Source organism: Microbacterium sp. B19, from assembly GCF_000333395.1.
In the GTDB taxonomy this organism is placed as follows: domain Bacteria; phylum Actinomycetota; class Actinomycetes; order Actinomycetales; family Microbacteriaceae; genus Microbacterium.
Map to the genome: position 1 here is coordinate 1 of NZ_BADA01000065.1, position 12,922 is coordinate 12,922.

The window sequence follows — 12,922 nt, forward strand, 5'->3', positions numbered from 1 at the left end:
GAATCCTGACGCTGCGCGCCGGAGAAATGGATGCCACGGCCCGCACCGCGCGGGCTCTTGAGGCCGGGGCGGCAGACACCCGGCACAACCTCAGCGATTCGCACCTACTCAGTCGCGTGCAGGGGATTCGGACTGAGGTTGCGCGAATCACTGAGGCTGCGCGCCGGCGACAGCGCGCCCGCGCGCCCCGAGACTCAGACGCGCGCGTCGGCCCCGTCGGCGACCGGCACGAGGCGCGTGAGCTGCGTGACGTGGCGGGGCTCGAGTTCGGCGAGCGACGAGACGCCGAGCAGCGCCATCGTGCGCTCGATCTCGCTGCGGAGGATCGCGATCGTCCGGTCGACGCCCTGGCGTCCGCCGGCCATGAGGCCGTAGAGGTACGCGCGGCCGATCAGCGTGAACTTCGCGCCGAGGGCGATGGATGCCACGATGTCGGCGCCGTTCATGATGCCGGTGTCGACCATGACCGTGGCGTCCTTGCCGACCTCGCGCACGACGTGCGGCAGGAGACGGAAGGGGATCGGCGCGCGGTCGAGCTGACGTCCGCCGTGGTTCGACAGGACGATGCCGTCGACGCCGAGGTCGACCAGACGGGCGGCGTCGGCGACGTTCTGCACGCCCTTCACGACGAGCTTGCCCGGCCACATGCCCCGGATGATGTCGAGGTCGTCGTAGCTGATCGTCGGGTCCATCGCGGCGTTCAGCAGCTCGCCGACGGTGCCGCCGGTGGTGCTGAGCGACGCGAACTCGAGCTTCGGGGTCGTGAGGAAGTCGTACCACCACCACGGCCGCGGGATGGCGTTGACGATCGTCCCGAGCGTGAGCTGCGGCGGGATCGAGAAGCCGTTGCGCTTGTCGCGCAGGCGGGCGCCGGCGATCGGGGTGTCGACCGTGAACTGCAGGGTGTCGAAACCTGCCTTGGCGGCGCGCTCGACGAGTCCGTACGAGATCTCGCGCTGCTTCATGACGTAGAGCTGGAACCAGTTGCGACCCGTCGGGTTCGCCGCCTTCACGCCCTCGATCGACGTCGTCCCGAGCGTGGAGAGCGTGAACGGGATGCCGGCGGCCGCCGCCGCGGAGGCACCCGCGGTCTCGCCCTCGGTCTGCATCAGGCGCGTGAAGCCCGTGGGCGCGATGCCGAACGGCAGGGCCGACGGGCCGCCGAGGATCTCGCACGACGTGTCGACGTTCGCCGCCGGACGCAGGATGTCGGGGTGGAACTCGACGTCCTCGAAGGCGCGGCGGGCACGGTCGAGCGAGAGCTCGCCCTCGGCGGCGCCGTCCGTGTAGTCGAACGCGGCCTTGGGGGTCCGGCGCTTCGCGATCGTGCGCAGATCGCTGATCGTGAGCGCGGCATCGAGACGGCGCTTACGCGCGTCGAGCTCGGGCTTCTTGAACTGCATGAGCTCGAGGAGCTCACCGACCTTGGGGAGCTGACGCTGCACCATGGAGTCTCGCTTTCGTGTGGTCTGACCACAGACTACGCCGGTTCCGCGACGACGGAGCCGCGGGGCGTGTATCGGACGGGAGGGAAGGCGAGCGCGACACGCGCCCGCAGGTTCTCGAGGCTCGCACCGGCGCCGAAGCAGCCGAGCGCACGCGCCTGGACGAGAACGTTGCCGAGCGCCGTCGCCTCGACGGGCCCGGCCAGCACGGGCACGCCCGTACGGTCGGCGGTCGCCTGGCACAGCAGCGCGTTGCGCGCGCCGCCGCCCACGAGGTGGATGACGTCGACCTCGCGGTCCGCCAGCTCACCGGCGGTGCGCACGGCCTGCGCGAACGCGGCGGCGATGCTCTCGACGATGATGCGCGCGAACATCGGACGCCCGGCACGGCCGGGGCGATCGGTGCCGAGCAGCGCGGCGATACGTCCCGGCATGTCGCCGGGGGCAGCGAGTTCGGGCGCATTGGCGTCGAACAGGCGCGCGGGCGGCGACACCGCGCCCGCCGACGCGAGCAGCAGCGGGAGGTCGATCGCGAAGCAGTCCTCCGCCTCCCACGCGCGCACCGTCTCGCTGAGCAGCCACAGCCCGGTGACGTTGTGGAGGAACCGCACGCGCCCGTCGACGCCGCCCTCGTTCGTGAAGTTCGCCTGGCGGGCGGCATCCGTCACGATCGCCTCCGGAAGCTCGAGCCCCACGAGCCCCCACGTGCCGCACGAGATGTACGCCGCGTCCGGTGTGGACAGCGGAACAGCGACGATCGCCGACGCCGTGTCGTGCGACCCGACCGCGACGACGGGCACCGCACCCAGATCGGCGGGGGTCTCCCCGATCGTCTCGCCCGGGTCCACGAGCTGGGGCAGAACGGATGCCGGGATGCCGAGCGCCTGGGCGAGAGCGGTGTCCCACTCCCGCGTGCGCACGTCGAGAAGCCCGGTCGTCGAGGCGTTGGTGCGCTCGGCGACCGCGCGGCCGGTCAGGCGCTCGGCGATGAGATCGGGGATGAGGACGCTCACCTCCGCCTCGCCGACGCGAGGGTCGGCCGCGTACTGGTACAGCGTGTTGAACGGCAAGAACTGCAGGCCGTTGCGGCGGTACAGCTCCTCGAACGGCACCGCCGCGTGGACGGTGTCGACGCCGCGCGCCGTGCGGGTGTCTCGGTAGTGGAATGGCTCGGCGAGCAGCTCTCCACCGCGCAGCAGCCCGTAGTCGACGGCCCACGAGTCGATGCCGACGCTCTCGATCGACGGCTCGCGGCGGAGGGCTTCGGCGAGCCCCGCGCGCACGTGCCCCCACAGCGTCTCGATGTCCCAGTGCCACCCGTCGGCGCGCTCGACCGGCCCGTTCGGGAAGCGCGCGACCTCCTCGAGCGCGAGCGTGTCGTCGCCGACCCGGCCGATCATGACGCGGCCACTCGTGGCGCCGAGGTCGACGGCCGCGACGACGCGCACCGGTGACGCACCGGGCACCGCCGCGGCCGCGCCGGGCTCGGCCGCGCTCATCGCAGGAACGCCGCGGCGACGCCCGAGTCCACGGGGATGTGCAGACCGGTGGTGCGGGAGAGCTCGGGGCCGGTGAGCACGTACACCGCGTCGGCGACGTTCTCGGGCACGACCTCGCGCTTGAGGATCGTGCGGTTGGCGTAGAACTGGCCGAGGTCCTCTTCCTTGACGCCGTACGTCGCGGCGCGGTTGGCGCCCCAGCCGGCGGCGAAGATGCCCGAGCCGCGCACGACCCCGTCGGGGTTGATGCCGTTGACGCGCACGCCGTGCTCGCCGAGCTCGACCGCGAGGAGGCGCACCTGGTGCGCCTGGTCGGCCTTCGTCGCGGAGTACGCGATGTTGTTCGGGCCGGCGAAGACCGAGTTCTTCGACGAGATGTAGATGACGTCGCCACCGAGCTTCTGCTCGATGAGGGCCTTAGCAGCCGCCTTCGACACGAGGAACGACCCCTTCGCCATGACGTCGTGCTGCAGGTCCCAGTCCTTCTCGGTCGTCTCGAGCAGCGGCTTCGACAGCGACAGTCCCGCGTTGTTGACCACGAGGTCGATGCCGCCGAATGCCAGCAGCGTCGCGTCGATAGCGGCCTGCACGCCCGCGGCATCCGCCACGTTCGCGGCGACGCCGATCGCGACGTCCGTGCCGCCGAGCTCGGCGGCCGCGGCCTGGGCCTTCTCGAGGTCGAGGTCGGCGACGACGACGCACGCCCCCTCCGCGGCCAGGCGCGTGGCGATGGCCTTGCCGATCCCGGATGCCGCACCCGTGACGAACGCGATGCGCCCCTGGTGCGTCTTGGGCTTCGGCATGCGCTGGAGCTTGGCCTCTTCGAGCGCCCAGTACTCGATGCGGAACTTCTCGGCATCCGAGATCGGCGCGTACGTCGACAGCGCCTCGGCGCCGCGCATGACGTTGATCGCGTTGACGTAGAACTCCCCCGCGACGCGGGCCGTCTGCTTGTTGGCGCCGTACGAGAACATACCGACGCCCGGCACCAGGACGATGAGCGGGTCCGCCCCGCGGATGGCCGGGGAGTCGGCATCCGCGTGCGCGTCGTAGTACGCCTGGTAGTCGGCGCGGTACTCCTGGTGCAGTTCCCGCAGTCGCGCGATCGCGTCCTCGACCGACGCGTCGGCGGGCAGGTCGAGGATCAGCGGCTTGACCTTGGTGCGCAGGAAGTGATCGGGGCAGCTCGTGCCGAGCGCGGCGAGCGCGGGAGCCTTCTCGGATGCCAGGAAGTCGAGCACGACGTCCGAATCGGTGAAGTGGCCGACCATGGGCTTGTCGGTGGACGCGAGTCCGCGGATCGTCGCCGCGAGAGCCGCGGCCTTCGCCCGGCGCTCGGGCTCGGGGAGGGCCGCGAAGCCGGCGCGGACAGCACCGAAAGGCTCGGCCGCACCGTTCGCGTCGATGTACGACTGGGCGGTGTCGATGATCCAGAGCGAGTTGCGCTCGGCCTCCTCCGACGTGTCGCCCCACGCGGTGATGCCGTGTCCGCCGAGGATCGTGCCGATCGCCTGGGGGTTCGCGGCCTTGATCGCGGCGATGTCGAGCCCGAGCTGAAAGCCGGGGCGTCGCCACGGCACCCACACGACCTTGTCGCCGAAGATCTTCGCCGTCAGCGCCTCGCCGTCGGCCGCCGTCGCGATCGCGATCCCCGCGTCGGGGTGCAGGTGATCGACGTGGGCGGCATCCACGAGTCCGTGCATGGCGGTGTCGATCGACGGGGCCGCGCCGCCCTTGCCGTGCAGGCAGTAGTCGAACGCCGCGACCATCTCGTCCTCGCGGTCGATGCCGGGGTAGACGTCGACGAGGGCGCGCATGCGGTCCAGGCGCAGCACCGCGAGCCCCTTCTCGGTGAGCGTGCCGAGGTCGCCGCCCGAGCCCTTGACCCACAGCAGCTCGACCGGCTCGCCGGTGACGGGATCGATGTCGGTGCCCTTGGCGGACGTGTTGCCGCCGGCGTAGTTGGTGACCTTGGGGTCGGAGCCCAGGCGATTGCTGCGCGCGACGAGGTCGGCGGCTGTGGAGCTGGTCATGTGAGGAGGTTCCTTTCACCATTCGGTGTCCAGAACACGCGGACGCCTGCGGGGCGCGTCCGCGTGTCTGGGACACTCGAGCCATGTGGGGGTCGCCCGGCGCGGGGCGGCAGCGGGGTGGACACCGGGACGGCGGATTCAGACGCCGCCCCGGTGGGTCTGGATCAGGCGCCCCAGCCGGCCTGGGTGCCGCCGACGCGCTCTTCGGCGGTACGGGGCAGGTACCCGGATGCCGCGAACGCGGCCATCGGGTCGGCGGGGAGGCCGCGCGACTCGCGCCACTCGGCGAGCGCGGGACGGACGTCGGTGTAGAAGGCATCCATCAGCACCGCGTTCGCGGCGAGGACGTCGTTCGCCTGCTGGGCGGCGGTGAGCGCGTCGCGGTCCACCAGCAGGGCGCGGGCCGTCATCTCCTGCACGTTGAGCACCGAGCGGATCTGCCCGGGGATCTTGTCCTCGATGTTGTGGCACTGGTCGAGCATGAACGCGACGTCCGGGTTGTTGAGGCCCCCACCGCGGACGACCTCGGTGAGGATCCGGAAGAGCTGGAACGGGTCGGCCGCGCCGACGATGAGGTCGTCGTCGGCGTAGAAGCGCGAGTTGAAGTCGAACGAGCCGAGCTTCCCCAGGCGCAGCAGCTGCATGACGATGAACTCGATGTTCGTACCCGGAGCGTGATGGCCGGTGTCCAGGCACACGAGCGCCTTGTCGCCGAGCGCGGCGACCTGGGCGTACGAGGTCCCCCAGTCGGGAACGTCGGTGTGATAGAACGACGGCTCGAAGAACTTGTACTCCAGCACGAGACGCTGGTCGTCGCCGAGGCGCGCGTAGATCTGCTGCAGCGAGTCCTGCAGGCGGTCCTGGCGTCCACGCATGTCGTTCTGACCGGGGTAGTTCGAGCCCTCGGCGAGCCAGATCTTCAGATCGCGGGAGCCCGTGGCATCCATCACGTCGATGCAGGCGAGGTGGTGGTCGATGGCCTTGCGGCGGATGCGCTCGTCGTGGTGGGTGAGGGCGCCGAACTTGTAGTCCTCGTCCTGGAAGGTGTTGGAGTTGATCGTGCCGAGCGTCATGCCGAGGTCTTCGGCGTGACGGCGGAGGGCGCCGAAATCGTCGACGAGGTCCCACGGGATGTGGAGCGCAACGGTCGGAGCGAGCGCCGTGAGGCGGTGCACCTGCGCGGCGTCCGCGATCTTCTCGAACGGGTCGCGCGGGGTGCCCGCGGTGGGGAAGACCCGGAAACGCGTGCCGGAGTTGCCGAACGCCCACGAGGGCAGTTCGATCGCCTGGCTCTCGAGGGTCGAGAGGATCTCGGGGCTGAGGGTGCTCATGGGCGTTCCTTCTCCACGACGGTGGGGGTCGACCGAAACGCGTGAATCGTTTCAGAACTTGAATCGTTTCAGACTGTAGTGTGGGAGCTTCGACTCGTCAAGCGGAGGAGGCACCGGTGTCAGCGAGCATCAAGGACGTGGCGGCCGCCGCCGGGGTGTCCGTCGGGACCGTGTCGAACGTGCTCAACCGACCCGAGAAGGTCTCCCCCGCGATCCTCGAACGCGTCCACGCGACGATCGAGGAACTCGGTTTCGTCCGCAACGACGCCGCCCGCCAGCTGCGCGCGGGGCGGAGCCGCTCGGTCGGCCTCATCGTCCTCGACAGCGCGAACCCGTTCTTCGCGGAGGTCGCGCGCGGGGTCGAGGAGCGCGCCGACGCCGAAGGCCTCTCGGTGCTGCTGGGCAACAGCGGGCAGCACGGCGCGCGCGAGGGCGCCTACCTCGACCTCTTCCGCGAGCAGCGCGTGCGCGGAGTACTGCTGACCCCGAGCGACCCCGGCGCGGCAGCGCTGGCGCAGGCCGGCATCCCTCTCGTCCTGGTGGACGGCGACTCGCCCGACGGGAACCTCCCCTCGGTCGCGGTCGACGATGTCGAAGGCGGCTATCTCGCCACCCGCCATCTCCTCGAGAGGGGTCGTCGCCGCCTCGCTTTCGTCGGTGGACCGCTCGCCGTGCGTCAGGTGACCGACCGCCTCGCGGGCGCCCGACGCGCCCTCGCCGAGGTACCGGACGCGCACCTCGAGATCGTCGAAAAGCCCGCACTGACCGTCCTCGCGGGGCGCGAGGTGGGCGAGGAATTCGCCGCGCGGCGTCCGGAAGATCGACCGGATGCCGCCTTCTGCGCCAACGACCTGCTCGCCGTCGGCGTGCTGCAGGGGTCGGCGATCCTCGGGACGATCCGCGTGCCGACCGAGCTCGCGCTCATCGGCTACGACGACATCGACTTCGCGCAGTCGACGGTGGTGCCGCTGTCGTCGGTGCGCCAACCGGCGCGCGAGATCGGCGCGACCGCGATCGATCTGCTGCTCGAATCCGTCGCCGATCCCGACGCCGCGCCTCGCCGGGTCCGCTTCCGGCCGGAGCTCGTCATCCGCGCCTCGACGGGCGGCTGAGGCGTTCCGCCCACCGGCGTACGCCGGAGCGAGCCGGGCACGACCGCCCGAACGTCACGTCTCGCGGGTGATCGTCACCTTCACCTTGAGCTGGCTCTTGCCGGGACCGGCGTACACCCCGCGCAGCGGCGGGACGTCGTTGTAGTCACGGCCGCGGCCGACCAGGACGTGGCGGTCGCCGATCTCGATGTTGTTCGTGGGGTCGAAGCCCTGCCAGTCGCCCGCGAACCACTCGACCCACGCGTGCGACTCGCCCGTCACGGCCTCGCCGATCCCGGCCGACGGCTTCGGGTGCAGGTAACCCGAGACGTACCGGGCCGGGATGCCGACCTCGCGCAGGGCGCCGAGGGTGATGTGCGCGATGTCCTGGCACACACCCTTGCGAGCCTCCCACGCGTCGACGGCCGTGGAGTGCACGCCCGTGACGCCCTGCATGTACTCGATCGCGTCGCCGACGGCCTCGGCGATCGCGTGCGCGGCCGGACCGGGACGCTCGTGCTGCGCCGCGATCTCGCGCGCGAGGGCCGCCACCTCGGGGTGCGGCGTGGTGCGGCGCGTCTGCGTCAGCTGCTCGACCGTCGTGATCGAGCGGGCGGCCTCCTCGCGGAGCCCCTCCCACGTGATGTCGGCGTGCTCGATCGGGCGCGGGCGCACCTCGACGAGCGAGCGGGCCGTGATCGTCAGTCCCAGGTGCGGGGAGAGCACGTCGAACGCCGCCACGCGGGTGCCGAAGTAGTCGACGTACTGGTTGACCGACGTCGAGGGCTCGATGTCCAGCGACGAGCTGAGCACGAACTGGCTGTCGGTCGAGCCGGGCAGCATCCGCGCCTCGTTGTACGAGGCCACGACGTCACCCGGGTAGACGAACCCGGTCTGATGCTCGATGCGCAGACGCTTCACGAGATCTCTCCGATCCACGCGGGCTCGGCCTGCGTCGGGAAGAACCGCGACCGGATGGCCTCGGATGCCTCGCGGGTCACCGTCTGCACGCGCTGCATGTGCTCGGGGAGCTCGGCGAGGATGTCGCTGATCGGGCGGTACTCCAGGTCGTTGCGGATCTGTCCGAGAGCCCGCAGCACGGTGTTGGAGTGGCCGACGCGGTCGGCGCGGGGGTCGATGGCGCTCATGCAGTCCTCGGCGCGCTGGATGGAGTAGATGATCGACCGCGGGAACAGGCGGTCGAGGAGCAGGAACTCGGCCGCGTTGCGGGCGCTCGGCATCCCGCGATACGTCCGGAGGTACGCCTCGTAGGCGCCGCACGAGCGGAGGATCGTCGTCCACGACGGGCCCGAGACCTCGGTGAGCGACCGCGTCGCGAGGAGCCGCGCGGTCATGTCCGTGCGCTCGATGCTGCGCCCGAGGGTGAAGAACTGCCACGCCTCGTCGCGGTTGGTCGAGGAGTCCACGATCCCGATCGCGAGCGCCGCGCGCTCGCGCACCCACTGGAAGAACTCGTGCACCTTCTCGGTCTGCAGACGCCGCGGCATCCGGGAGTTCGTGGTGTTGAGGATCTCCCACAGCTCGGTTGACACGATCTCGCGCGCGCGGCGGGCGTTCTCGCGCGCGGCCGTGATCGAGTACGCGATGCTCGACGGGTTCATGCGGTCGACGGCGAGTCGCGCCAGCACATCCTCACGACGGACGGTGTCGACGTTCTCCGGGAACGGCGAGCCCATGACGCTGAGGAGCGACCGGCACGCGGTGTCCTCATCGATCCAGGGGTCCTCGAGCAGCAGCTGCAGGTGGACGTCGAGGATGCGCGCGGTGCCGTCGGACCGCTCGATGTAGCGGCCGATCCAGAACAGCGACTCGGCGATGCGGCTCAGCACGACGCCACCTCCCCCGTCTGCTGCTGCTGTTGCTGCTGCTCGGCCTGCGGACCGTGTTCGACGCCCGCGTCGGCCTGCTGCTGCTGCTCCTGCTGGTCGCGGTCGGCGCGCGGATCGCGCGGGGCCGTGGCGGGGGCGGGCTGCCCGTCGTAGACGATGGCGATCGCTTCGGTCACGGCGGCCTGGTCGGCGACGAGGCCGGACACGCCGTTGCCCTGGCCGTACTCGACGTGCGAGGGGGCGGAACCGCCGACGACCCAGGTGTCCTTCGAGCCGCCACCCTGGCTCGAGTTCACGACGAGCTGCCCCTCGGGGAGCGCCACGCGCGTCAGACCGCCGGGAAGCACCCAGATGTCGTCGCCGTCGTTGACCGCGAAGGGACGCAGGTCCGCGTGGCGGGGACGCATGCCGTCCTCCACGAGCGTCGGGATGGTCGAGAGCATGACGACCGGCTGCGCGATCCAGCCGCGGGGGTCGGCGAGCAGCCGCTTCCGCAGCTTCTCGAGCTCTGCGGGCGAGGCATCCGGTCCCACGACCAGTCCCTTGCCGCCGGAGCCGTCGACGGGCTTCACGACGAGTTCGTCGAGGCGGTCGAGCACCTCCTCGAGCGCGCCCGGATCCTCCAGGCGCCACGTGTCGACGTTCTTCAGGATCGGTTCCTCGGACAGGTAGTACCGGATGAGGTCGGGCACGTAGGTGTAGAGGAGCTTGTCGTCCGCGACGCCGTTGCCGACCGCGTTCGCGATCGTGACGTTGCCCAGGCGCGCCGCGAGCATGAGGCCCGGGGCGCCGAGCATCGAGTCGGCGCGGAACTGGAGCGGGTCGAGGAAGTCGTCGTCGACGCGGCGGTAGATGACGTCGACGCGCTGCGGGCCGCGGGTCGTGCGCATGAACACCTTGCCGCCGACGCACAGCAGGTCGCGCCCCTCGACGAGCTCGACGCCCATGAGGCGCGCGAGCAGCGTGTGCTCGTAGTACGCGGAGTTGTACACACCCGGCGTGAGCACGACGATGTTCGGGTCGTCGATTCCGGGCGGGGCGGACGCGCGCAGCGCCGCGAGCAGCTTGTTGGGGTAGTCGCCGACGGGCCGGACGCGCATGGAGACGAAGAGCTCGGGCAGCGTCTGCGCCATGACGCGGCGGTTCGAGATCACGTACGACACCCCCGAGGGCACGCGCACGTTGTCTTCCAGCACCCGCATCTCGCCGTGCTCGTCGCGGATCAGGTCGATGCCCGACACCTGGATGCGAACGCCGTTGGCGCTGCGGATCCCGGCGGCCTGGCGGTAGAAGTACTGGGACGACGCGATCAACCCGGCGGGCAGCACGCCGTCGCGCACGCAGTGCTGGTTGCCGTACGCGTCGTCGAGGAACGCCTCGAGCGCCCGCACCCGCTGCTTCACCCCCGCCTCGATGCGCGACCACTCGTCGTACGCGATGACCCGGGGCACGGCATCCAGCGGGAACGGACGCTCCTCGCCGGCGAAGTCGAACGTCACGCCCTGGGCGAGATAGGAGCTCGCGAGCGAGTCGGTGCGCCCGCGCAGTTCCTCCTGCGTCATCTGCGCCAGCGTCTGGTAAAGCTCCCGATACGCCTCGCGCGAGGGTACAGCGTCTCCCGGGGCGGCCGGGACACCGAACATCTCGTCGTACGCCGGGATGCCGGATGCGGTCTTGCGCGGCGCCAGCGTGGAGCCGTAACCGTCGAACAGGTCACCCATGCAGCGAGCCTACCGAGGCCCGTGTTGCGGAGGTGTTTCCCCCGCGGCGCGCGCCGCCGTCGCTAGGCTGGCGCGACATCCGTCGCCTCCGCCGAAGGTGCCCTCATGCGCGTGCTCATCACCAGTTCCCGCAACACGTTCGCCCTGGACCTCGTCCGCAAGCTGGGCAGCGTCGGCCACACGGTCTTCGCCAGCGACACGTACGACGGCGCGCCGAGAAGTTCGCCGCGACGGTCGGCGCGCTCGGCGAGGGACGCATCGGCATGCGCCACGCTCAGGCGATCCTCGAGACCGGCATCGTCCTCGATGACGACGGCACGCGGGCGGGGTGGGAACAGGTCGTCCTCGCACGCGCTGAGCGCGACTCCCCCGGGCGCGTACGCGCGTTCGGGCGCGAGCTCGCCGAGAGCGTGCACCCGTGGGCATGACCGAGCGGCACGCGCGTGCCGCGGCGACGCGCGGCGTGAGCGTCCGAGACCTGGCCGATGCATGGGCGGAACTGAGTGTGATCCTCCCGGCGACGGTGGCCTACGGCATCCGCGACCGTCTTCGGCGGCAGGCCGCGGCCATCCGCGCCGCGGACACGGAGACGTCGGCCGAAGAACCAGCGAGGTCGACCGGAGCCGACAGGGGTTCGGACGCACACGCCGGCCGCGGCGGAGGAACCGCTCCTATACCGACGGACGGCACGCCGGCGGTCGGTGAGGATGCAGGATCGGAAGCACCCGCCACCCTCGATGAGCGCGGGGAGGCGACGCCGGAGGCTCCCGCTCACGCCGCTCTTGTTTCCGTCGGTGCTCCGGCCGAAGTGACGGCGCTCGTTTCCGTCTGCGTGCCGGCCGAAGTGACGGCGCTCGACGGGCCGTCCGTGGCGGATGACCCGCAGAGCCCTCCCCGCGACACTCGGACGCTCGCGCAGATCGGCGCCGACCTGTGCGCGGATCTGCTTCTCACCGCGGTGCCGGCGGTCGACCCGACCACCGACGCGACATGTCCCGGAGGGCTGGGGGCGATTCGTGGGCACGTGCAGATCACCGTGCCCGTGATGACGCTCCTCGGTCGGACCGACGTGGGCGCCAGCCTCGACGGATCGACGCCCATCGACCCCCAGACGGCGCGTCACCTCGCGGCGCGGGCTCCCGGGTGGGATCGCGTGCTGTGCGACCCGGTGGCTGGCACCGTACTCGAAGTCGACCGCTACTCGCCCACGACATCGCAACGCCGATTCCTCGCCGCCCGCGACCGGCACTGCCGCGCACCAGGATGCCGAGCGCCCATCGCCCGCTGCCAACTCGACCACAACCACGAAGCTCACGATGGTGGGCCGACCCATCTGGGCAACCTCGCCTACTTCTGCGTCCGTCATCACACGCTCAAGACCGAGACCGAGTGGACGGTGACGCAGGAAGCCGACGGCAGTCTGAGGTTCCACAGCCCGCTCGGGCAGGATCACCGCGAGAAGCTCACCGGGCGAGTGATGTTCGTCCCGGATGCCGACCCCGCACCGTTCTGATCGCCGGGCGCGCCGATCGAGCTCGGAGTGAAGAGTCCATGTCGCTGGGCCGCCGGATAGAACGTGGCTCATCCGGACTGCTGCGGCCTCGGGCCTCACCTCGCCGCCGAGCAGCGGCCTGCCTTCCCTCGTCCGCCGTCAGCGGGGCTACAGCCGATCACCTCGAACGACGCAGACGCAGACGTCGCCGGTTCGCTCGTCGTCTGGTCGCGCGTCCGGGCCCGGCCCTTGAACCTCCTCGTCATCGGGGTCCGGGCAGGCCGCATTCGGCCGACGGAAACGAAGACGGGCCGTTTCGATCACGCCCGCGACGTTCCCTACCCCGCAGCCTCGCTCCGACCCAACGTCAGGAGCGCCCGCGCGTCAGGAGCGCTCGCACATCAAGAACGCCCGCGCATCAAGAACGCCCGCGCATCAAGAACGCCCGCGCATCAAGAAC

10 protein-coding genes are annotated in these 12,922 nt (G+C 70.8%); 3 read left to right on the forward strand and 7 right to left on the reverse strand.

What is annotated here, in order from left to right:
- Positions 1-194: 194 nt before the first annotated feature.
- The 4 genes from I5G_RS02420 to rhaI form a co-directional block, all read right to left on the reverse strand.
- Positions 195-1,448 carry an alpha-hydroxy acid oxidase gene (locus tag I5G_RS02420; RefSeq protein WP_022877633.1) on the reverse strand — a complete coding sequence of 418 codons (1,254 nt, stop codon included), beginning with the start codon at positions 1,446-1,448 and terminating at the stop codon, positions 195-197.
- 32 nt (positions 1,449-1,480) lie between these two features.
- Positions 1,481-2,944: a rhamnulokinase family protein gene (locus tag I5G_RS02425; protein WP_022877634.1), complete on the reverse strand. Its 1,464-nt coding sequence runs from the start codon at positions 2,942-2,944 to the stop codon at positions 1,481-1,483.
- Positions 2,941-4,977: a bifunctional rhamnulose-1-phosphate aldolase/short-chain dehydrogenase gene (locus I5G_RS02430; RefSeq protein ID WP_022877635.1), complete on the reverse strand. Its 2,037-nt coding sequence runs from the start codon at positions 4,975-4,977 to the stop codon at positions 2,941-2,943. Before I5G_RS02430 ends, I5G_RS02425 begins: the two co-directional genes overlap by 4 nt.
- 164 nt (positions 4,978-5,141) lie before the next feature.
- Positions 5,142-6,308 carry an L-rhamnose isomerase gene (rhaI, locus tag I5G_RS02435; RefSeq protein ID WP_022877636.1) on the reverse strand — a complete coding sequence of 389 codons (1,167 nt, stop codon included), beginning with the start codon at positions 6,306-6,308 and terminating at the stop codon, positions 5,142-5,144.
- Between the two features lie 116 nt (positions 6,309-6,424).
- On the opposite strand from rhaI, the gene I5G_RS02440 reads away from it, so the two are divergent.
- Positions 6,425-7,420, forward strand: coding sequence for a LacI family DNA-binding transcriptional regulator (locus I5G_RS02440; protein WP_022877637.1), 996 nt, complete (start codon positions 6,425-6,427; stop codon positions 7,418-7,420).
- Between the two features lie 54 nt (positions 7,421-7,474).
- Here the strand turns inward: I5G_RS02440 and I5G_RS02445 are convergent, their stop codons facing one another.
- From I5G_RS02445 to I5G_RS20170, 3 genes are read right to left on the reverse strand one after another with little or no spacing between them, the layout of a single operon-like run.
- A complete protein-coding gene (locus tag I5G_RS02445; protein WP_022877638.1) occupies positions 7,475-8,320 on the reverse strand; it encodes a transglutaminase family protein in 846 nt (281 codons plus the stop codon).
- Complete coding sequence (locus tag I5G_RS02450) at positions 8,317-9,249, reverse strand: alpha-E domain-containing protein (RefSeq protein WP_022877639.1); 933 nt, start codon at positions 9,247-9,249, stop codon at positions 8,317-8,319. Before I5G_RS02450 ends, I5G_RS02445 begins: the two co-directional genes overlap by 4 nt.
- The gene (locus tag I5G_RS20170; protein WP_022877640.1) at positions 9,243-10,970 is read right to left on the reverse strand and encodes a circularly permuted type 2 ATP-grasp protein; all 1,728 of its coding nucleotides are present in this window, start codon (positions 10,968-10,970) and stop codon (positions 9,243-9,245) included. Before I5G_RS20170 ends, I5G_RS02450 begins: the two co-directional genes overlap by 7 nt.
- A gap of 263 nt (positions 10,971-11,233) precedes the next feature.
- Here I5G_RS20170 and I5G_RS25670 point away from each other — a divergent pair, with 263 nt between their 5' ends.
- Both I5G_RS25670 and I5G_RS25675 read left to right on the forward strand, forming a co-directional pair.
- Positions 11,234-11,398 carry a hypothetical protein gene (locus I5G_RS25670; protein ID WP_187288790.1) on the forward strand — a complete coding sequence of 55 codons (165 nt, stop codon included), beginning with the start codon at positions 11,234-11,236 and terminating at the stop codon, positions 11,396-11,398.
- Entirely contained in the window at positions 11,395-12,483 is a 1,089-nt protein-coding gene (locus tag I5G_RS25675; protein ID WP_022877642.1) for an HNH endonuclease signature motif containing protein, read from the forward strand. The genes I5G_RS25670 and I5G_RS25675 overlap by 4 nt, the downstream gene beginning before the upstream one ends.
- The last annotated feature ends 439 nt before the right edge of the window (positions 12,484-12,922 follow it).